A 21,384-nucleotide genomic window follows, 5' to 3' on the forward strand; every position below is an offset into this window, starting at 1 on the left:
TGCCGGCTCAGTCGAGCCGGGTTGCGGTGCCCTCGATCTCGCTCGGCCGCAGCGCACCCTTGCGCTCCAGATGGCGACGCAGAAGGCGCACATTGCGGCGGTTCGCCTTGAAGGCCGCGTCGAGCAGGTCGCCGGCCAGCGGCACCGAGCCCACCGCGCCGTCGATGGCGACGTTGCCCATCATGCGCCAAACCAGCCAGCGCGGTGCGCCGAGCCGCTTCGCCTCGTAGACGATGTACGAGGCGATCGCCATGCCCGCGATGTCGCCGAGGATGGGAACGAGACCGATCACCGCGTCGAGACCGACGCGGCGGTTGATGCCCGGCAGGAGGAAGGCCGAGTCCATCAGGTGGGCGAGCTGCTCGAGCCGCAGGAGACTCGCCTCGGTGCCGGTATCGGTGAGGTGGCGCAACTGCGCCGCGCCCGTGGACTCGCGATAGGCCGTGCTGGAGGTGTGAACGGAGGTGCTCATGACGGGGATGTGGCCCCGCCCCAGTCGCTGCACAAGGAAGCGGATCGTGCGGTCGTTCACGTCCCGGGAAATAATCCTGCCAAGCGTTCGACCGCCGCGTCGAGGGTGGCGTCCGTCTTGGCGAAGCAGAAGCGCACGAGGGTGCTCACGCTTCCTTCCTCGTAGAAGGCGCTGACGGGGATGGCCGCGACGCCGTGCTCGGATACGATCCGCTCGCAGAAGGCGACGTCGTCGGCGGCGAGGCCCGCGATATCGACGCTGAGGAAGTAGGTGCCGGCGCTCGGCAGCACGGCGAAGCCGATTCGTGACAGTCCCGCCGCCAGCCGGTCGCGGGAGCGGGCGAGGTCAGCCCGCATACCCTCGAAGTACGCGTCGTCCTTGGCCAGGCCGTAGGCAACCGCCTCCTGAAGATTCGGCGGCGTGGTGAAGGTGAGGAACTGGTGCGCCCGCGACAGCACCCGCATCAGCGGCTCGTCCGCCATCACGAAGCCGACCTTCCAACCGGTGAGGCTGAAGATCTTGCCGGCCGAGCCGATCTTCACCGTCCGCTCACGCATGCCAGGCAGGGCCATCAGCGGCCGATGGCGCCGGCCGTCGAAGATCACATGCTCCCAGACCTCGTCGCAGACCGCGATCGCGTCGAAACGCCGGCAGAAGTCGGCCAGCAGGGCGATGTCGTCCTCCCCGAAGACGGTGGCGCTCGGATTGAGCGGGTTGTTCAGCAGGACTATCCGGGTGCGGTCGCAGAACGCGTCCGCCAATGCCGCCTCTTCGATCCGGAAATGCGGCGGCTTGAGCGTGACGAAGCGCGGCACTCCGCCAGCGCGCCGCACCAGCGGCAAGTAGGCGTCGTACATCGGCTCGAACAGTACGACTTCGTCACCCGGCCGAACCAGCGCCATCAGCGCACCGGCCAGCGCCTCGGTCGCGCCCGAAGTCACCATCACCTCGCGCTCGGGATCGAGGTCGATGCCCTGGTGATGACGGTAATGCGCGGCGATGGCCGTGCGCAGCGAAGGCAGCCCCATCATCGGAGGGTACTGGTTGCTGACGCTCTCCAGCGCCCGCGCGGCGGCGTCCCGCACGTCGTCGGGGCCCTGACCGTCGGGAAAGCCCTGGCCGAGATTGATCGCCCCGTGCTGCCGCGCGAGCCGCGACATCGCTTCGAAGACGGTTTCCGGCAGCTCGGCGAACACGGGATGGCCGGTGAGCGGGGGGATGCGATTCGCGGCAGGACTCATGCGCGATGTCTTTGCAGAGCGACCGCCCCACTCCAAGTGCCTCTACGCAAGATGGAATGGAGAAGAGAGCGGGGCCGCGTTCGGTCTCGTCGCCTGTGAACACAAGAGGCGTCTTGTCGGACCTTGTCGAGAACGTCGGGGTGCGGTCTTCGCAACGTGCGCTCACGCACACGAGCCTGCGGATTAGCTGCGAAATCCCGCTTTTGCGCCGCGTCGGCAGGGTGACGAATGTTGACGATCATCAGTCGTAAGCGCATGTTCACCCCACGGTCGGACCGGCCGCCGCGCTCGAGGGACTTCGCCCCCTCGTTTCTCGGGTGTGGCAGGCCGGTCCGGTCGTGCTTCATGAAAAAGGCCGCCGCTCGACACGGCGGCCTTTTTCATGTCCGGTCGGGCGGCATACGCTCTTGCAACGGCCCTTTCCAGCGACCCCTTCACCATCGGCGGATCATGCGTCTGGGAACCTGCCTGCTGCTCGCCGTCATGGCCGGTGTCCTGGGCTTGGGTCTGCGTCTCACGCTGCCGGTCATGCCGGTCGATGCGTCGTTTCGCGACGTGGTGCGCCTCTATCAGTCGCAGGCTGCGCCGACCGGCAGCAACACGCCGGAAACGTCGCCGCCGTAGGAACACCGCAATGACCGGCGAGGCTCGCCGGCCGTACCGAATCCAGCCAGCTTTGTTCGAAACGGGGTCGAGCCGGGTGGATCTTCTGCCAGCCGGATCGTGATCGTGAATCGGCCCGCGTCTGTTGGCCGTGATGCCGTCGATGAGTGTGTGAGGGATGAACGAGAGTTCGCCGATACGCAGGCAGACCGCCCGGGAGTACCGGACCGCGGACCCGGTGACGACCGCACCGGTCCGCCGGCGCCGCAAGTTCGGCCGCTGGATGCTCGCCCTGCTGATCCTCGGCGGTGCCGGCGCCGTCGCCCACCGCACCTATGATGCGCGGCAGAAGCCGGCCGGGGAGACGGCACAGGCGCCGGGCGGCGGGCGTCCCGGTCACGGCGGCCGGCCGGCCGATATGAAGCAGGCGGTCGGCGTCGCGCCGGTCGTGACCGGCGACATGCCCGTCGTGCTCCAGGGCCTCGGCACGGTGACCCCGCTCGCCACCGTCTCGATCCGCTCGCAGATCAACGGCTACCTCACCAAGATCGGCTTTCGCGAGGGCCAGATGGTGAAGGAAGGCGACTTCCTCGCCCAGGTCGATCCGCGGCCCTACGAGGCGTTGCTCGCGCAGTATCAGGGCCAGCTCGCGCGCGATCAGGCACTGCTGCAAAACTCGAAGCTCGATCTCCAGCGCTACCAGACCCTGAACCGCCAGGATTCGATCTCGAAGCAGAACGTCGACACCCAGGCCGCCCTGGTGAAGCAGAACGAGGGCACGGTGGCCGCCGATCAGGCCCTCGTCGATCAGCAGAAGCTCAATCTCACCTATGCCCGGATCGTCTCGCCGGTGGAGGGTCGGGTCGGCCTGAGGCAGGTCGATCTCGGCAACTACATCACCGCCGGCTCGACCAACATCGTGGTCGTCACGCAGTTGCGTCCGATCTCGGTGGTGTTCGTGCTGCCGGAGGACGACGTCGCGCGGGTGATGCGGCGGGTGCGCGCGGGTGCCAAGCTGACGGTGCGCGCCTACGACCGCAGCGACCAGCATGAGATCGCCGTCGGCCGCCTCGACACGGTGGACAACCAGATCGACACCACGACCGGCACGGTGAAGCTGCGGGCGATGTTCGAGAACGAGGACGAGAGCCTGTTCCCGAACCAGTTCGTCAATGCGCGTCTCACCGTCGAGACGATCCAGAACGCGGTCCTGGTGCCGAATGCCGCGATCCTGCGTGGCACGCCCGGCACCTACGTCTACCTGATGGACGGCGACGAGAAGGTCACGGTCCGCCCGATCAAGACCGGCGAGACCGATGGGGTGAACACGGTGGTTCTGTCGGGCCTTGCGGCGGGCGACCGCGTCGTCACCGACGGTACCGATCGCCTGCGCGAGGGCGCGCCGGTGCGCGTCGTCGGCAACACCCCCGGCCCCCAGGCCGGTGGCCCGGCGGCGGGCGCCCCCGGCGCGACGCTTCCGACGACGCCGGCCGCTTCCACCGACGGCGCGAACCAGGGCAGCCAGGAGCGCCGGGGACGCCGGCGCCCGGCGCAGTAGGCGGGATGCGGCCATGAACCCGTCCCGCCTCTTCATCCTGCGGCCCGTCGCGACGACGCTGTCGATGCTGGCGATCCTCATCGTCGGCGCGGTGTCGTACCTGAACCTGCCGGTCTCGGCGCTGCCGGCCGTCGATTACCCGACGATCCAGGTGCAGACCTTCTATCCCGGTGCCAGCCCGGAGGTGATGACCTCGGCCGTCACCGCGCCGCTGGAGCGGCAGTTCGGCCAGATGGCCAACCTCAACCAGATGTCCTCGCAGAGTTCGGCGGGGGCGTCCGTCATCACGCTCCAGTTCAACCTCGACATCCCGCTCGACATCGCCGAGCAGTCGGTCCAGGCGGCGATCAACGCAGCCGGCAACCTGCTTCCGACCGACCTTCCGGCGCCGCCGATCTACGCCAAGGTCAACCCGGCCGACGCGCCGGTGCTGACGCTGGCGCTCACCTCCGCGACGATCCCGCTGACGCAGGTGCGCGACCTCGCCGAGACCCGGCTCGCCCAGAAGATCAGCCAGATCGCCGGTGTGGGCCTCGTCAGCATGGGCGGCGGGCAGCGGCCAGCGGTGCGGGTGCGGTTCAATTCCCTGGCGATGGCCGCCTACGGCCTCAACATCGACGACCTGCGCACGACGATCGCCAACCTCAACGTCAACACGCCCAAGGGCAATATCGACGGGCCGACCCAATCCTACGCCATCAACGCCAACGATCAGGTGCGTGACCCGGCGGTCTATGCCAGCGCGATCATCGCCTATCGCAACGGCGCGCCGGTCCATCTCACCGACGTGGCGGAGGTCGTGGACGGGGCCGAGAACACCCGGCTCGGCGCCTGGGCCGACCGCACGCCCGCGGTGATCCTCAACATTCAGCGCCAGCCCGGCGCCAACGTCATCGACACGGTCGACCGCATCAAGCGGCTGCTGCCGCAGCTTCAGGCGACGATGCCGGCCTCGGTCTCGGTCGCGATCCTCACCGACCGCACCACCACGATCCGCGCTTCGGTCCACGACGTGCAGTTCGAGCTGATGCTCGCCATCGGCCTCGTGGTGATGGTGATCTTCCTGTTCCTGCGCAGCTTCTCCGCGACGCTGATTCCGAGCCTGTCGGTGCCGCTCTCGCTGATCGGCGCGCTCGCGGTGATGGATGCGTGGGGCTTCTCCCTCGACAACCTCTCGCTGATGGCGCTCACCATCGCCACGGGCTTCGTCGTGGACGACGCCATCGTCGTGATCGAGAACATCGCCCGCCACGTCGAGGAGGGCGATCAACCGTTCGAGGCGGCGCTGAAGGGAAGCCGCGAAATCGGATTCACCATCATCTCGCTCACCGTCTCGCTCATCGCGGTGCTGATCCCGCTCCTGTTCATGGGCGACGTGGTCGGCCGCCTGTTCCGCGAATTCGCCATCACGCTGGCGGCGACCATCGTCATCTCGGCGGTGGTCTCGCTCACCCTCGTGCCGATGCTGTGCGCGCGCCTGCTCAAGCCCGTCGCCCATGGCGCCGACACGCCGGCCGCGCGCCGGGAGGGCCCGATCGCCCGCGCGGGCCGGCGGCTCAATGACGGCGTCATCGCCCTCTACGGCCGGGCCCTGCGCGTCGTGCTCGCCAACCAGGGACTGACGCTGCTCGTCACCCTCGGCACCGTGGCGCTCACCGCTTACCTGTTCGTGGTGATCCCCAAGGGCTTCTTCCCCGTGCAGGACACGGGCGTGATCCAGGGCATCTCACAGGCCGACCAGAGCGTCTCCTACGAGGCCATGGCCGAGCGCCAGCAGGCCCTGGCCGACATCGTCCTGCAGGATCCGGACGTTGCGAGCCTGTCCTCGTTCATCGGGGTGGACGGGCAGAACGTCACGCTCAATTCCGGCCGTTTTCTCATCAACCTGAAGCCGCGCGAGGGGCGCGGCGCCGATGCCAGCGCGATCATCCGACGCCTCAACGCCGCGACGAGCTCTGTCCCCGGCGTACGGCTCTACATGCAGCCGGTGCAGGATCTGACGATCGATACCGCGGTCTCGGCCACGCAGTATCAGGTCATCCTCGAGAACCCGAACCTGCCTGACTTCGAGACCTGGGTGCCGCGCTACGTCGAGGCGCTGCGCCGCTCGCCGCTCCTGGCCGACGTGACCAGCGACTACCAGGGCAACGGCCTGGCCGCCTACGTCACCATCGACCGGCCCACCGCCGGGCGCTACGGCATCACGCCGGCCACGATCGACAACGTGCTCTACGACGCCTTCGGCCAGCGCATCGTCTCGACCATCTTCACCCAATCGAGCCAGTACCGGGTGATCCTGGAGGCGAACCCGAAGCTGCACACCTCGCTCGCCTCCCTCGACAACCTCTATCTTCCGTCCTCGACCGCACCCTCGGGACAGGTGCCGCTCTCGGCCGTGGCGAAGATCGAGGAGCGTCGCGCGCCGCTGCTGATCGGCCATCTCGGCCAGTTCCCGGCCACCACCGTCTCGTTCAACCTCGCGCCCGGCGTGGCCCTCGGCCAAGCCGTCGATGCCTTGGAAGCCGCGCGAAAAGACATCAACCTGCCGGCCAGCTTCAACGTGGTGCCGCAGGGCTCCGTCTTCGCCTTCGAGTCGGCGCTCTCCAACGAGCTGTTCCTCGTCTGCGCGGCGATCATCACCGTCTACATCGTGCTCGGCGTGCTCTACGAGAGCTTCATCCACCCCATCACCATCCTCTCGACGCTGCCGTCCGCCGGCATCGGCGCGCTGCTCGGGCTGATGTGGTTCGGGCTCTCGCTCGACATCATCGCGATCATCGGCATCGTGCTCCTGATCGGCATCGTGAAGAAGAACGCGATCATGATGATCGACTTCGCGCTCCAGGCCGAGCGCGAGGAGGGCAAGGCCCCGCGCGACGCGATCTACGAGGCCTGCCTCCTTCGCTTCCGCCCGATCCTGATGACGACGCTCGCCGCGCTGTTCGCGGCGGTGCCGATGATCGTCGGCTCGGGCGTCGGCTCCGAGCTGCGCCAGCCGCTCGGCATCGTCATCGCCGGCGGCTTGATCGTCAGTCAGGTGCTGACGCTGTTCACGACGCCGGTGATCTATCTCGCCTTCGACCGGCTGGAGCGGCGGATCACGGGGCGGCGGGAGCGGGACGGGCTGGCGCCCGGTGGGGCGGTGCCTTGAACCTCTCCGAACCGTTCATCCGCCGCCCGGTCGCGACGACGCTGCTGACCATCGGCCTGCTGCTCGCCGGCATGTTCGCCTATGTCCGCCTGCCGGTGGCGCCGCTGCCGCAGGTCGATTTCCCCGTCATCCTCGTCCAGGCGCAGATGGCCGGCGCCTCGCCGGACACCATGGCGACCACGGTCGCCGCGCCGCTGGAGCGGCGGCTCGGGGCCATCGCCGACGTCAACGAGATGACCTCGACGAGTTCGACAGGCACGGTGCGGATCGTCCTGCTGTTCGGCCTCAACCGCGACATCGACGGCGCCGCCCGCGACGTGCAGGCGGCGATCAACGCCGCGCGGGCCGACCTGCCGACCTCGCTGCGCACCAACCCGACCTACCGCAAGTTCAATCCGGCCGATTCGCCGATCCTGATCCTCGGCCTCACCTCCGATACGCTGACGCCCGGGCAGCTCTACGATTCCGCGGCGACCATCGTGCAGCAGCGGATGAGCCAGATCGAGGGCGTCGGCAACGTCGATATCGGCGGCTCGTCGCTGCCGGCGGTCCGGGTCGAACTCGATCCGACGGCCCTGTTCCACTACGGCATCGGTCTGGAAGGCATCCGCGCGGGCCTGGCCTCGGCCAACGCCAACTCGCCCAAGGGCGACATCGTGGCGGGCGACCGCCGCTACCAGCTCTACGCCAACGACCAGGGCCGGCAGGCCTCCGACTATCGCGACATCGTCGTCGCCTACCGCAACGGCGCCGCCGTGCGGCTCGCCGATGTCGGCGAAGTGGTCGATTCGGTCGAGGACAAGCGCAACCTCGGCCTCGTCGACGGCAAGCCGGGCGTGATCCTGTTCATCTACAAGCAGCCCGGCTCCAACGTCGTCGAGACCGTGGACCGGGTGCGGGCGGCGATCCCGCAGGCGAAGGCGGCGCTGCCCGGGGACATCGACCTCAACATCTCCGGCGACCGCTCCGCCACGATCCGCGCCTCGCTGGCCAGCACCGAGGAAACGCTGATCATCGCGGTCATCCTCGTGATCTTCGTCACCTTCATCTTCCTGCGCTCTTGGCGGGCGACGCTGATCCCGGCGGTGGCGGTGCCGATCTCGATCATCGGCACCTTCGCGGCGATGTGGATGCTCGGCTATTCCCTCGACATCCTGTCGCTGATGGCGCTCATCATCGCGACCGGCTTCGTCGTGGACGACGCCATCGTCGTGCTGGAGAACATCCAGCGGCACATCGAGGCGGGCAAGCCACGGGTCGAGGCGGCCCTGCTCGGCGCCCGCGAGGTGGGGTTCACCGTCGTCTCGATGAGCCTGTCGCTCATCGCCGTGTTCCTGCCGATCCTGCTGATGGGCGGCATCGTCGGCCGGCTGTTCCAGGAATTCGCGGTCACGCTGTCGATGGCGATCCTCGTCTCGCTCGTGCTGTCGCTGACCACGACGCCGATGATGTGCGCGCTGCTCCTCAAGCCCGAGGCGCAGATGCACGCGGGCCAACGCCCCAATATCCTGCTGCGCGGGCTGGAGGGCGGCTTCGACGCGGTGCTGCGGGGTTACGAACGGACGCTCCGTTTCGCGCTGCGTCACCGGCGACTGACCGTGCTCAGCGTGTTCATCGCGATCGGGCTCACGGTCTACGGCTACATCATCGTGCCGAAGGGCTTCTTCCCCGATCAGGATACCGGCCAGCTCATGGGCGGCATCCAGGCCGACCAGCGCATCTCGTTTCAGTCGATGAAGGACAAGCTGGAGCGCGCCAGCGCCATCGTGCAGGCCGACCCGGCGGTGGAGAGCATCGTCGGTTTCACGGGCGGGCGCGGTACCAATTCCGCCAACGTCTTCGTCGGGCTGAAACCCCGCGGCGAACGCGAGCCGATCGAGACCGTGATGGCACGGCTGCGGCCGAAGCTCGCCCAGGTCGCGGGCGCGCGCCTGTTCCTGTTCCCGCGCCAGGATCTCCGGATGGGCGGGCGCCAGAGCTTCGCCCAGTACCAGTACACACTCCAGGGCGACACGTCGGAGGAACTCTACGCCGCCTCGCCGAAGCTGCTGCAAGCGCTGCAGAAGCGCACCGACATCTTCGCCGACGTGACCTCGGACCAGCAGGAGGGCGGGCTGGAGAGCCGCCTCGTCATCGATCGGGCGACCGCATTCCGCTACGGCATCACCCCGGACCAGATCGACAACACCCTCTACGATGCCTTCGGGCAGCGGCAGGTCTCGACGATCTACAACCCGCTCAACCAGTACCACGTGGTGATGGAGATCGCGCCGCGATATCTCCAGAACCCGGAAGTCCTGAAGACGATCTACGTCTCGACCACGGGCGGCCGGGCGCGGGGCTCGGCCACCACCAACGCGGTTGCCGGCACGGTGGCGGGGGGCGGGACCACGACCGCCTCGCAAGCGTCGACCTCCGGCACGTCCGCCACCGATACGGCAGCGACCATCGCCGCCGACTCGGCGCGCAACGCCGCGGGCAACGCCATCGCTGCGAGCCGGGGCAGCGCCTCGTCGAGCGCGCCGGTGTCGAGCGCCAAGGAAACGATGGTGCCGCTCTCGGCCTTCGCCCATTTCGAGACCGGCAACGCCCCGGTCCAGGTGGCGCATCAGGGCCTGTTCGTGGCCACCACCATCTCGTTCAACCTCGTGCCCGGCAAGAGTCTGGGCGAGGCCACCGCCGTCATCGACCAGACCATGCTCGATCTGCAATTGCCGCAGACCATCCATGGCGAGTTCGCGGGTGCGGCCAAGAGCTATCAGGAATCGTCTTCGCGCCAGCCGCTGCTGATCCTGGCGGCTCTCCTGGCCGTCTACGCCGTGCTCGGCATCCTCTACGAGAGCTACATCCACCCCATCACGATTCTCTCGACCCTGCCCTCGGCCGGGATCGGCGCCATCGTCGCGCTGCTCACGACCGGGACCGAGTTCACCATCGTCGCCCTGATCGCGGTGTTCCTCTTGATCGGTATCGTGAAGAAGAACGCCATCCTGATGATCGATTTCGCCATCGATGCGGAGCGCAACCGCGGCCTGACGCCGGGGGAGGCGATCTACGAGGCCTGCCTCCTGCGCTTCCGCCCGATCATGATGACGACGCTCGCCGCCATCCTGGGTGCGGCCCCGCTCATCGTCGCGGGCGGCGAGGGGGCCGAGCTGCGCCGGCCCCTCGGCATCGCGATCGTCGGTGGACTCATCGTCAGCCAGATCCTGACCCTCTACACGACACCGGTCGTCTACCTGTATCTCGACCGTCTCCGGCTCTGGGCGAAGCGTCGCCGGGGCGGACCGGCGGCGGTGCCGGCCGAGTGAGGATGGTTGTTTCGTGATCCGTGATTTGCGCGAAGGCCGCCTGCGTCGAGCGGGGAGGGGAGGGGCTGCGGCTCTGCTCCGTCTCTCGGGCGTCGCCGCGCTTGCCGCGACCACCTCCGGCTGCCTCGTCGGCCCCGATTACGCGCGCCCCTCCGTCGAGACGCCGCTGGCGTTCAAGCAGGGCGGGATGCGCGAGGACAGCCTCGCCTATGTCCAGGCGCAGAAGGGGTGGCGCCCGGCACTGCCGAACGACGCGGCCGAGCGCGGCGACTGGTGGCGGGCCTTCAACGACCCGACGCTCGACCGGTTGATCCGCTCCATCGACGTCGACAACCAGAACCTCCGCGCCCAGGTCGCGGTCTACGATCAGGCCCGCGCCCTCGTCGCGCAGGCGCGCGCCGCCCTGTTCCCCACGGTGATCGGCGCTCCGGGCATCACCCGGTCGCGGGCCCTGGGCGCCGAGCGCACCACCGTCTCGCTCCAGGGGCAGGCGAGCTGGGAACTCGACCTGTTCGGCGGCATCCGCCGGCAGATCGAAAGCGATGTCGCCTCCGCCCAGGCCTCGGCCTCCGACCTCGCCCTGGTGCGTCTCAGCCTTCAGGCGGAACTGGCGACCAATTACCTCCAACTGCGCTATCAGGATTCGCTCAAGCGCGTGCTGGAAGAGAATGTCGAGGGCTTCAAGCGCAGCCTCAGCATCGCCGAGAACCAGTACAATGCGGGCGTCGCTGCCCGCTCCGACGTCATCACCGCACAGACGCAGCTCCAGACGACGCAGGCCTCGCTGATCGCCGTCGATCTCCAGCGGGCGACCTTCGAGCACGCGGTGGCGATTCTCACCGGCCGCCCGCCCTCGGAGGTCAAGCTGCCGTTCTCGCCCCTGCCGGTGCGTCCGCCTTCGGTGCCGGTCGGCATCCCGTCCGATCTCCTGGAACGCCGGCCCGACATCGCCGGGGCCGAGCGGCTGGTGCAGGCACAGAGCGAGCAGATCGGCGTGGCGGTCTCCGCCTTCTATCCGACGGTGACGCTGTCGGCCTCGGGCGGCATCTCGGGCGCGACCAGCAACGGCGTGTTCTCGGCCGCCAATCGCGTCTGGTCGATCGCCGCGAACGGCTCTCAGGTGCTCTTCGACGGCGGCGCCCGCGCGGCGGTGCTGCAAACGGCGAGGGCCGCCTACGAGGCGGCGGTGGCCAATTACCGGCAGACGGTGCTGACCGCCTTCGGCGAGGTCGAGAACGGGCTGGCCGGCGTGCGCATCCTCGCCCGCCAGCAGGCCAAGCAGGACGAGGCGGTCGCCTCGGCGCGGCGCGCGGTCGAGATCACCCTCAACGAGTACCGGGCCGGCACGCAGAACTACACCACCGTCGTGACCGCGCAGGCGCTGCTCATCAACAACGAGGTCACCGCGCTCCAGATTCGCCTCAACCGCTTCACGACCGCCGTCGCGCTGATCCGGTCGCTGGGCGGCGGCTGGGACGCCCGCTCGCTGCCGACCGGCGAGGAGCTGAAGGGCGTGCGCCTGCCGATCGATGGAGGCTCGGCCGTCCGCACCGACGAGTAGTGTGTGGCAGGGCAGCTCGGCCGGAACAGGAACCGCCAGCCTCTGTTGAAACCGGGATTCCAGCGGTCGGTCCCTCGCCGGCCGAAAGCCCCGGATGGCCCATGCCCGACGCCTGCGTTCACGATACGCCCGACACGCCGAAGACACCGGCCTGCACCCTCGTGATCTTCGGTGCCGGCGGCGACCTCACGAAGCGCCTCTTGATGCCCGCCCTCTACAATCTTGCGGGCGGTGGGCTGCTCGATGACGGTTTTTCCGTGCTCGGCGTCGATCACAACCCCCTGACCGACGACGGCTGGCGCGACGACCTCACCCAGACCATGGAGTCCTTCACCGAGGACCCGTCCGCCGAGTTCCACGCCGAGCGGATCGACCCGCGCCCCTGGGGCTTCATCCGCGCGCGCCTGCACGTGATGCAGGGTGACTTCTCCGACGAGGCGACCTTCAAGGATCTGGCCGGACGCCTCACCGGCAACGTCGTGTTCTACCTCGCGGTCTCCGCCCGCTTCTTCGGCCCCGTGGTCGAGGGCCTCGGCAAGGCCGGCCTGCTGGAGCAGACGGACGACGCGTTCCGCCGCGTGGTCATCGAGAAGCCGTTCGGCTCCGACCTCGCTTCCGCCAAGGCGCTCAACGAAACCATCCTGGCGCAGGGCGACGAGAGCCAGTTCTACCGGATCGATCATTTTCTCGGGAAGGAGACGGTCCAGAGCATCCTGGCGATCCGCTTCGCCAACGCGATGCTGGAGCCGATCTGGCGGCGCGAATATGTCGACCATGTCGAGATCACCGCCGCCGAGACCATCGGCGTCGAGGAGCGCGGCCGCTTCTACGAGCCGACCGGCGCGCTGCGGGACATGGTGCCCAACCATCTGTTCCAGCTTCTCACCATGGTGGCGATGGAGCCGCCGAGTGCTTTCGACGCCGAAATCGTGCGCGACGAGAAGACGAAGCTGGTCGAGGCGATCCGCCCGGTCACGCCGGAGAGGGCCGTGCGCGGCCAGTACGCGGCGGGACGCGAGAACGGGCTGGACGCCCCGGCCTACCGCGACGAGCCGGACGTGGCGAAGGATTCACGCACCGAAACCTACGTCGCCCTCAAGCTTGAGATCGAGAACGAGCGCTGGTCTGGCGTGCCGTTCTTTCTGCGCACCGGCAAGTGCTTGGCCGAGCGGCGCACCGAGATCGCGGTCCATTTCAAGCCGACGCCGCTCACGCTGTTCCGTGGGGCGGATGGGGGCGACCTCGCCCCGAACGTCATGCGCCTGCGCATCGACCCGGAGCCCAGTTCGGCCACGCGCCTGAACGTGAAGCGACCGGGACCGCAGATGCATCTCGCCGCGATCGACACGGGTTTCCGCTACAGCGACTTCTTCGACCCGGCACCCGCCGTCGGCTACGAAAGCCTGATCTACGATTGCATGATGGGCGACCCGACCCTGTTTCAGCGCGCCGACACCATCGAAGCGAGCTGGGCCGCCGTCGATCCGCTGCTCAAAGCATGGAAGGACGCGCCGGTCTGTTTCTATCCGGCGGGTAGTCCCGGCCCGAAGGAGGCGGATGATCTGCTCGCGCGCGACGGGCGCGGGTGGCTGCCGTTGGGGGAGAAGTGACCGCGGTTTCCGGATCATCGCGGCCTTGGAGCGCATTCCGACGAAGTGGCCACCGGTTCGTCGAAAGAATGCGCGTCACAACAATGAGCTAGAGACGCCGGCCTGATGCAATCAGGTCGGATACGGCTCTCGCTGATCAACCCCTCGCCCCGCTTGCGGGGAGAGGGCTTCATGCCCCCACGCCGGGGCATGAAGCGAGGCGGTCGCCGAGGGGGAGGGCGCGCGTCCGGAGGAGGCCTATCCTGAGCCGTCCCCTCACCGCCGCTTCGGCTGCGCCTCGGCTATCCGTCCTGTACGACAAGGTGAAGGACGGCCTCTCCCCGCGTGCGGGAAAGGGGGGACACGACTGCGATCGGTTGGAAGTCGCTATGTCAGCCGGCCTGCGCTTCCAGCTCGCGCAGGATCGCGTCACCCATCTCGGCGGTGCTGATCGGGGTCTGGCCCTCGCCGACGATGTCGCGGGTGCGGGCGCCGGCGGCCAGCGCCCGGGTGATCGCGCCCTCCACGAGGTCGGCGGCGTCGCCGAGGCCGAAGGAGTAGCGCAGGCACATGGCGAGCGAGCCGATCATCGCGATGGGGTTCGCAAAACCCTTGCCGGCGATGTCGGGGGCCGAGCCGTGGACCGGCTCGTAGAGCGCCTTGCGGGTGCCGCGCGCGTCGGTGGCACCCAGCGAGGCGGAGGGCAGCATGCCGAGCGAGCCGGTCAGCATCGCCGCGACATCCGAGAGCACGTCGCCGAACAGGTTGTCGGTCACGAGCACGTCGAACTGTTTGGGGCGCCGCACGAGCTGCATGGCGCAGTTGTCGGCGAGCACGTGCTCCAGCTCGACCTCGCTGTAATGCTCGGCATGAACCCGCGTGACGACCTCCTTCCACAGGACGCCGGTCTTCATCACGTTGTTCTTCTCGGCCGAGGCGACCCGGCCGGAGCGCTTGCGGGCGAGGTCGAAGGCCACATGCGCGATCCGCTCGATCTCGGCGGTGGTGTAGACCTGCGTGTCGACCGCCCGCTTCGAGCCGTCCTCGAGCGTGGTGATCTCCTTCGGCTCGCCGAAATAGACACCGCCCGTGAGCTCGCGCACGATCATGATGTCGAGGCCCTCGACCAGCTCGCGCTTGAGGGCGGAGGCGTCGGCGAGCGCCGGGTAGCAGATCGCCGGGCGCAGGTTGGCGAACAGGCCGAGATCCTTGCGCAGGCGCAGCAGCCCCGCCTCGGGGCGGATGTCGTAGGTCACGCCGTTCCATTTCGGCCCGCCGACCGCACCGAGAAGAATCGCGTCGGCCGCGTCGGCGCGGGCGAGCGTCTCGTCGGCGAGCGGCTTGCCGTGGACGTCGATGGCCGCGCCGCCGACGAGGTCGCGCTCGGTCTCGAAATCGGCGAGGCCCGCGCGCTTGAGCCAGCCCACCACCTTCTCGACCTCGGCCATCACCTCGGGGCCGATGCCGTCGCCGGGCAGGAGCAGAAGCTTGTAGGTGGTCATGGGGCTGAAATCCGGGCTGATGGCACGCGCCACGTTGCCCGCGCTCTATCGGCGCGGCCCGGCCCCCGCAAGTCCGTCGCTCGCTCCGTGGGCTACCGAACCTCCGCCTATCCCGCGCGCTTGCCCGAGCGGAACGGGCGCAGCATCCAGGCCATGCGCCCGACCTCATCCTCCTCCGGGCGCTTGGCGGGGCGGACGGCGCGCTCGGGCGCGGACGAGCCGATCTCGTGCACGATCTGCCCGAGCAGGGGCGGGATCTCCTGGCCGTACTCGTCGAGGAGCACGGCGGCGTCCAGCAGGGCCTGGACCTGATCGTCGGGAATGGGACGGCTCATGATCTGCGCGTCGAGCGCCTGATCGGCCAGCAACGTCGCGAGGCGGGAGACCTCCGACAGACCGGCCGGTGCCGAGAGACCGCTGCTCATCGATGGAATGCCCTCATTATCGAACGGAGGCCCACGATAATCCGTCTTGGTGAGCCAATCCTTTCACCATGTTCGGTTCTCGCGTGCCGAAAACGACCTGATCGTGATGGGAAGGGTTGCCGGGAGTGCTTTCCGAGCGTGGGCCGGAAGGGCTAAGGTTGCGCCGTGCACAATCCGCGCCTTCCCGACCCCATCGCCGCCGGACGCGGCCCCCTCTCGCCCGAGGCCGGGCCCGCTCGACGCGGGATGCGGATCATCGCTGTGCCGCTCGTCGTGCTCGCGGCGTTGACGGGACCGTCCCAGGCCGGTGCGCCGCGCGGCGGCGCCAGTGCCTGCTATCTCACTGGGGGCGGCGCGTTGGAAATCTGCCGCTCGCCCGACGAGGCCGAGGGCGTCTACGCCGTCCCGCCGCTCTGCCATTTCGTCCACGACGTGCAGATTCTGCGGCTCAAGGATACCGGGCCGCCGGGCCCGCTTCAGGTGATCTACCGGGCCGAGCCGCCGCGCCAGGGGAGTCGACCGAGTGGTCGCCGCGGCGAGGAGGCCTGCCCGACCGACCTGCGGGCCACCGATCCTGCGGCGGGCGGCGCCGTGCGCATCGGCCGGCAGATCGAGACGCTGGCGACGATGCTGCCGCCGACCGATCCGCGCTTCTGGAGCGAAGGCCTCAAGGGCGCCGGTTCGGCGCGGGCCGAACAGCCGCGCCGCCGCAGCCGGGCGACCCGTCAGGCGCGGCGGGAGGCCCGCCGGGCGGCGCGCGAGGCGAGGCATGGGGACAAGCCGGCGGACAAGATGAGCTTCCGCGCCCAGGCCTCCACGCCGGAGGACGATCCGTCCGGCAACGCGATGATGGTCGCGGGGCGCGATTGGGCGGGTGACCCGTACTACGCCATCCTCGCCACCGCGACGGAGCCGTCCGGGGAGGGCCGTCGCCGGGTGCTGGTCCAGGCGCGCACCTACGACTTCCAGAGCCTCGATCTGCGCGTCGAGGCCGATCCCGGCACCGAATGGCGGCCGTTCGGGGCGCCCGCTGCCGAAGGTCAGGGGCGTCGGCGCGGGCGCGCCCGGCCGGCGGCGATGAAGCCCGCTCCGGTCCTCGACGACACCGGCAGGCCGATCGTGGGCAACTGCGCCGCGCCGGATTTCGAAGCGCGCGGCCTGACCGGGTCGATCAGCGTGGTCGATCGCGTCTACCACTACTTCTACACCGACGTGCTGCCCGCCGATTGCGATGCGCCGCGGAACCGGCGGCGCATGGCGCTCTACCTGCGCACGAGCCGCGACCCGCTGGCGGAGCGCACGTGGTCGGCGCCCGTGACGCTGATCGAGAGCCTGCCGGCCGAGACCGAGATGCGCGTCGCCAAGGCGCGGGGCATGGACCGTTGGGCCGTGGCCTATTCCTGCTCGCGGCCGGTCACCGTCTCGGGTGGACCCGTCGCCGACATCTGCCTGCACTACACCGCCGACCTTTCGCCCGGCAGCCTCACCGCCCTGACGCTCTATGCCGAGCCCGTCGCGGCCGGCCACTCCACCGCCTATCTCGGCCTGCGCTCCGGCGGCGACGCGCTGGGGCGGTTCACCCGTGACGGCTTTAGCTGGATGACCGACCGCTACGGCAACCTCGACGCGCCGACGATCTACCCCGACAAGGGCGGCTTCCTGACCTGGCTCGACCGCCGGGCACCGCGGATCGACGGCAGCGACGCCTCCTCGCTCTACGGGCGGCCGGTCTACTGGGCGACCTGGACGGTGCGGCCGCGCGCCGCCCCCTGACCCGTAACGATTCCGGCCGGTCGTTCGACAGAGGGATGGATGTCCCCCGTCCCGCCGTCGATCCTGTGAGCCTCGCGCTCCGCTGCGGGCCGGGCATCGTCCCGGCGTGGGCATTGCGCGTTGGGTCTAGGGCATCGTCCCGAAAGGTGGTTGCCGGCTTTCGGAAAAAAGATGATGCGAAAACAAGAGCCTAGAGCATCTTCCGGGATCCTTTATCCGGGACGATGCTCTAGGAGCCAGAAGGCGCGTTAGGAGAAGACCATGACGGTCACGACACTCGACTCCCTGGCCGAGCGGCGCGGCGCCGACGTGCTGGTGGAGGTGCTGCGCAGCGAGGGGGTGCGGTACGTCTTCGGCAATCCCGGCACGACCGAGCTGCCGCTGATCGATGCGCTGACGGACGCGCCCGACATCGCCTACGTGCTGGCGCTGCAGGAGGCGAGCGCGGTCGCCATGGCCGACGGCTATGCCCAGGCTGCGCGTCGGCCCGGATTCCTCAACCTGCACACGGCGGGCGGCCTCGGCCACGGCATGGGCAACCTGCTCAACGCCCAGATCTCCGGCACGCCGCTGGTGGTGACGGCGGGCCAGCAGGATTCGCGGCACGTCATCACCGATCCGCTGCTGTTCGGCGACCTGACGACGATCGCCGCCCCGACCGTGAAATGGGCGCGGGAGGTCACCCACGCCAACCAGCTCTCGATCCTTCTGCGCCGCGCCTTCAACGACTGCATGGCCGCCCCGTCCGGTCCGGTCTTCCTGTCCCTGCCGATGGACGTGATGGAGGCGATGACCGACGCGCCGCTCGGCGAGATCTCGACCATCGACCACCGCGCCGTGGCCGGTTCCCTCGACCGGCTCGCGGACCGGCTGGCCGCGTTCGCTCCGGGGCGGCTGGCCCTGATCGCCGGCGACGAGGTCGATGCGAGCGATGCTTCGGAGCAGGCGGTGCGGCTCGCCGACATGCTGGCGGCGCCGGTCTATGGCGCCTCCTGGCCGGCCCACATCCCGTTCCCGACAGCCCACCCGCTCTGGATGGGCAACCTGCCGACCAAAGCGAGCGGCATCGCCGAGATCCTCGGACAGTACGATGCCGTGTTCGCGCTCGGCGGCAAGTCCCTGATCACCGTGCTCTACACGGAAGGGTCGGCGGTGCCGCCCGGTACCGAGGTGTTTCAGCTCTCGGCCGATGCGCGCGATCTCGGACGCACCTACGCGACGCATCTGTCGACGGTCGGCAATGTCGGAGCCTCCCTCGACGTGCTGCTGCCGCTGCTGGAGGCGCGGGTGGCGCCGCGGGCGGAGGCCTATGCGCGTCGGCGCGAGGTGGCGGTGGCAGCCTACGACGCCCGGCGTGCCGCCCTGGCGGCCAAGGCGGAGGCGGCCTTCGCCGATCCGGTGATCCATCCCCTCGTCGCCGCCTGGGAGATCGCCCGCGCCGTCGGCTCCGACGTCGCCATCGTCGATGAGGCGCCCGCGACCCTCGGGCATCTGCGCACGATCCTGCACAGCACGTGGACGCGGCAATATTCCTCGATCCGCGGCGGCGTGCTGGGCTGGGGCATGCCGGCTTCGGTCGGCTACTCCCTCGGGCTCGACCGGGCGCCGGTGGTCTGCATCGTCGGGGACGGTGCGGCGATGTACTCGCCCCAGGCGCTCTGGACCGCCGCGCACGAGGGGCTGCCGGTGACCTTCGTGGTGATCAACAACGCCGAGTACAACATCCTGAAGCAGTTCATGAAATCGCAGACGCACTACGCCTCGGTGCGTGCGAACCGCTTCATCGCCATGGACCTCACCGAGCCGCGCATCGACTTCCTGGCGCTCGCCACGTCGATGGGCGTGCCGTCGCTGCGGATCGAGCGGGCCGGGGACATCGCCGGGGCGGTCGAGGCGGGCATCCGTTCGGGTCGGCCGAACCTCGTCGAAGTGGTCGTCAGCGCGGCGTGACGGCCTCGGCACCCCGGCCGATGCCGCCGATCCTCGTCTTCGACACGGATTGCGTCCTCTGCGCCGGGATGCTGCGCTTCGTGCTGGCGCATGAGCGCGACCACAGCCTGCATTTCATGGGCGCGTGGTCCGGCGAGGGGCTCGACCTCGCCGCCCGCCACGGCTTCACGGCCGCGGATCTCAACGGCACCTTCCTGCTGGTCGAGGATGGCCGGTCTCTGACGCGCTCGGATGCCGCGCTCGCCGTGGCGCGGCATCTCAAGGCGCCGTGGCGCTGGTTCCGGGTCCTCGCAATCGTTCCGAAGCCGTGGCGTGACCGCCTCTACGGCCTCGTCGCGCGCACCCGCTACCGCGTGTTCGGCCGTCGCGAGGATTGCGCCCGGGTGCCGCCGGACCAGCGGCACCGCTTCCACGGCGTGCGGCCGGCGGACCCGCCGCGACCAGAGTAAGGAATCAGGCCTTGCGCGCCACGGTGAACCGGGCCGCGTCATTGAGCACCTGCGCCCGCTCGCCCCAGGGGGCGAGCGCCTCCTCGCACAAAGCCACCAGCCGGTCGCACTCGGCCCGCGCGCCGTCGAGGCCGAGGCGGTCGACCAGCGTCGCCTTGCCGGCCTCCTTGTCCTTGCCGGTGGCCTTGCCCATCGCTTCCGGCGAGGCCTCGCGGTCCAGAATGTCGTCGGCGACCTGGAAGGCTTGGCCGAGCGCCTTGCCGTAGCGCAGCAGTGCCGCCCGCTCGTCCGCATTCGCGCCGCCGACGAGAGCGCCGGCCTCGACCGAGAAGGCCAGGATCGCGCCGGTCTTCATCGCCTGCATCCGCAGGGTGTCGTCAATATCCATGGTGGCCGGGCCGAAGCGCCCCTCGGCCGAGAGGTCGAGGAGCTGGCCGCCGACCATGCCGCCGAGCCCGGAGGCGCGGGCGAGGCCGAGCACGAGTTCGGCCCGGATCGCCGGATCGGGCTGCCAGCGCGGATCGGCGGTCACCTCGAAGGCCAGCGTCTGGAGCGCGTCGCCGACGAGGATCGCGGTGGCCTCGTCATAGGCCTTGTGGACGGTGGGCTTGCCGCGGCGCAGGTCGTCGTCGTCCATGGCCGGCAGGTCGTCGTGAACGAGGCTGTAGCAGTGGACGAGTTCGACGCCGGCGCCGGCCGCGAGCGCGGCATCCTCGGCCCCGCCGAGCATCCGCGCGGTCTCGATGGCGAGGAAAGGCCGCAGCCGCTTGCCGCCGCCGAGCACGGCGTGGCGCATCGCCTCCATCAGCCGGGGCGGGCGGGCGATCTCGCCGGCCTGCAGCGTCGGCCCGAGCAGATCGACGAGGAAGGTCTCGACGGTGTCGGCGACCTCAGCGAGCCTGTGGGTAAAGTCACCCGTATAGGCGTCCGCCTTGACCGAGGGGTGGGAAGCCTGCGTTGAGGTCATCGGAAGGGGCCTGGATCGGGGAGGGGCGGACGCGACGTGGCGGTGCCGGAGGAGAGCGAGGCAGAACGGCACGGGCGCGACCTGCGGAGGATTCCTTCGTCGAAGCCCATCGCGAGGACCCCCGTGCCGCGGAATCCCGCCCCGAGGCGTCGAACCGGGCTGCGGCGCGCCGCCACCCTGATCACGCTCGCTCCCATTGCCATTCTTGCCTTCACGCTCACGCTCGCGCTCGTCTATAGCGTGGCGACCCCGCCCTCAACCCTGATGCTGGGTCGTTGGTTGACGCTCCAGGGCGCGCAGCGGGACAGCGTCAAGCTGGAGGCGATCGCACCGGCCCTGGTCCAGGCGGTGATGGCCTCCGAGGACCAGCGCTTCTGCCTGCATAACGGCGTCGATTGGGGCGCCCTGCGCGACGTGGTGGACGACGAGGAGGGCCCGAGCCGCGGCGCCTCGACCATCACCATGCAGACGGTCAAGAACGTCTTCCTCTGGCCGGGCCGCTCCTACATCCGCAAGGGGCTCGAAATCCCGCTCGCTGTGATGGCCGACGCGGTCTGGGGCAAGCGCCGGACCATGGAGATCTATCTCAACGTCGCCGAGTGGGGCGAGGGCATCTTCGGGGCCGAGGCCGCCGCCCGCCACTGGTTCCGCAAGAGCGCACGCGACCTGACCCGGGGCGAGGCCGCCCTGCTTGCCGCCGTGCTGCCGAACCCGATCCTGCGCAGCGCCGGCAAGCCGACCCGCGGGGTGCGGGCGATCGCCGGGCGCATCCAGAGCCGGATGGGTCAGGTGGATGGGCTGATGGGATGTTTGAAGCGGTAGGCGGATGCTG

Annotated in this window: 15 protein-coding genes; 10 read left to right on the forward strand and 5 right to left on the reverse strand. The window is 69.4% G+C overall.

What is annotated here, in order from left to right; genetic code table 11:
• Positions 1 to 7 precede the first annotated feature (7 nt).
• Positions 8 to 532 (reverse strand): DUF4112 domain-containing protein, encoded by a 525-nt coding sequence (locus Y590_RS11570; protein WP_060769966.1) that lies wholly within the window; start codon positions 530 to 532, stop codon positions 8 to 10.
• Complete coding sequence (locus Y590_RS11575; protein ID WP_060769967.1) at positions 529 to 1,713, reverse strand: aminotransferase; 1,185 nt, start codon at positions 1,711 to 1,713, stop codon at positions 529 to 531. The genes Y590_RS11570 and Y590_RS11575 overlap by 4 nt, the downstream gene beginning before the upstream one ends.
• Before the next feature lie 450 nt (positions 1,714 to 2,163).
• Between Y590_RS11575 and Y590_RS27010 the strand changes: the two genes are divergently transcribed.
• The 6 genes from Y590_RS27010 (at position 2,164) to zwf (ending at position 13,507) form a co-directional block, all read left to right on the forward strand.
• Entirely contained in the window at positions 2,164 to 2,337 is a 174-nt protein-coding gene (locus Y590_RS27010) for a hypothetical protein (RefSeq protein ID WP_201026784.1), read from the forward strand.
• Positions 2,338 to 2,494: 157 nt separating this feature from the next.
• Positions 2,495 to 3,874 carry an MdtA/MuxA family multidrug efflux RND transporter periplasmic adaptor subunit gene (locus Y590_RS11580; RefSeq protein ID WP_060769968.1) on the forward strand — a complete coding sequence of 460 codons (1,380 nt, stop codon included), beginning with the start codon at positions 2,495 to 2,497 and terminating at the stop codon, positions 3,872 to 3,874.
• Between the two features lie 13 nt (positions 3,875 to 3,887).
• Positions 3,888 to 7,025 carry an MdtB/MuxB family multidrug efflux RND transporter permease subunit gene (locus Y590_RS11585; RefSeq protein WP_060769969.1) on the forward strand — a complete coding sequence of 1,046 codons (3,138 nt, stop codon included), beginning with the start codon at positions 3,888 to 3,890 and terminating at the stop codon, positions 7,023 to 7,025.
• Entirely contained in the window at positions 7,022 to 10,336 is a 3,315-nt protein-coding gene (locus tag Y590_RS11590; RefSeq protein ID WP_060769970.1) for an efflux RND transporter permease subunit, read from the forward strand. Before Y590_RS11585 ends, Y590_RS11590 begins: the two co-directional genes overlap by 4 nt.
• 73 nt (positions 10,337 to 10,409) lie before the next feature.
• Positions 10,410 to 11,897, forward strand: coding sequence for an efflux transporter outer membrane subunit (locus Y590_RS11595; protein WP_060772263.1), 1,488 nt, complete (start codon positions 10,410 to 10,412; stop codon positions 11,895 to 11,897).
• Between the two features lie 101 nt (positions 11,898 to 11,998).
• Positions 11,999 to 13,507, forward strand: coding sequence for a glucose-6-phosphate dehydrogenase (gene zwf / locus Y590_RS11600; RefSeq protein ID WP_060769971.1), 1,509 nt, complete (start codon positions 11,999 to 12,001; stop codon positions 13,505 to 13,507).
• 371 nt (positions 13,508 to 13,878) lie between these two features.
• Here zwf and leuB read toward each other — a convergent pair whose 3' ends face one another.
• Together leuB and Y590_RS11610 are read right to left on the reverse strand one after the other, a co-directional pair.
• The gene (gene leuB / locus Y590_RS11605; protein ID WP_060772264.1) at positions 13,879 to 14,988 is read right to left on the reverse strand and encodes a 3-isopropylmalate dehydrogenase; all 1,110 of its coding nucleotides are present in this window, start codon (positions 14,986 to 14,988) and stop codon (positions 13,879 to 13,881) included.
• Between the two features lie 107 nt (positions 14,989 to 15,095).
• Positions 15,096 to 15,413: a hypothetical protein gene (locus Y590_RS11610; RefSeq protein ID WP_060769972.1), complete on the reverse strand. Its 318-nt coding sequence runs from the start codon at positions 15,411 to 15,413 to the stop codon at positions 15,096 to 15,098.
• Between the two features lie 246 nt (positions 15,414 to 15,659).
• Between Y590_RS11610 and Y590_RS11615 the strand changes: the two genes are divergently transcribed.
• The 3 genes from Y590_RS11615 to Y590_RS11625 all read left to right on the forward strand — a co-directional run bounded on the left by Y590_RS11615 (position 15,660) and on the right by Y590_RS11625 (position 19,585).
• Entirely contained in the window at positions 15,660 to 17,186 is a 1,527-nt protein-coding gene (locus Y590_RS11615) for a hypothetical protein (RefSeq protein WP_060769973.1), read from the forward strand.
• A 261-nt stretch (positions 17,187 to 17,447) separates the two neighbouring features.
• Complete coding sequence (locus tag Y590_RS11620; RefSeq protein WP_060769974.1) at positions 17,448 to 19,136, forward strand: thiamine pyrophosphate-binding protein; 1,689 nt, start codon at positions 17,448 to 17,450, stop codon at positions 19,134 to 19,136.
• Positions 19,137 to 19,156: 20 nt separating this feature from the next.
• Complete coding sequence (locus Y590_RS11625) at positions 19,157 to 19,585, forward strand: thiol-disulfide oxidoreductase DCC family protein (protein WP_060772265.1); 429 nt, start codon at positions 19,157 to 19,159, stop codon at positions 19,583 to 19,585.
• Between the two features lie 4 nt (positions 19,586 to 19,589).
• On the opposite strand, the gene Y590_RS11630 is transcribed toward Y590_RS11625, so the two are convergent.
• On the reverse strand, positions 19,590 to 20,552 hold the full coding sequence (locus Y590_RS11630; RefSeq protein ID WP_060769975.1) for a polyprenyl synthetase family protein: 963 nt from the start codon (positions 20,550 to 20,552) through the stop codon (positions 19,590 to 19,592).
• A 36-nt stretch (positions 20,553 to 20,588) separates the two neighbouring features.
• Here Y590_RS11630 and mtgA point away from each other — a divergent pair, with 36 nt between their 5' ends.
• On the forward strand, positions 20,589 to 21,374 hold the full coding sequence (gene mtgA / locus Y590_RS11635) for a monofunctional biosynthetic peptidoglycan transglycosylase (protein WP_060769976.1): 786 nt from the start codon (positions 20,589 to 20,591) through the stop codon (positions 21,372 to 21,374).
• Positions 21,375 to 21,384 lie beyond the last annotated feature (10 nt).

Source organism: Methylobacterium sp. AMS5, assembly GCF_001542815.1.
In the GTDB taxonomy this organism is placed as follows: Bacteria; Pseudomonadota; Alphaproteobacteria; order Rhizobiales; family Beijerinckiaceae; genus Methylobacterium.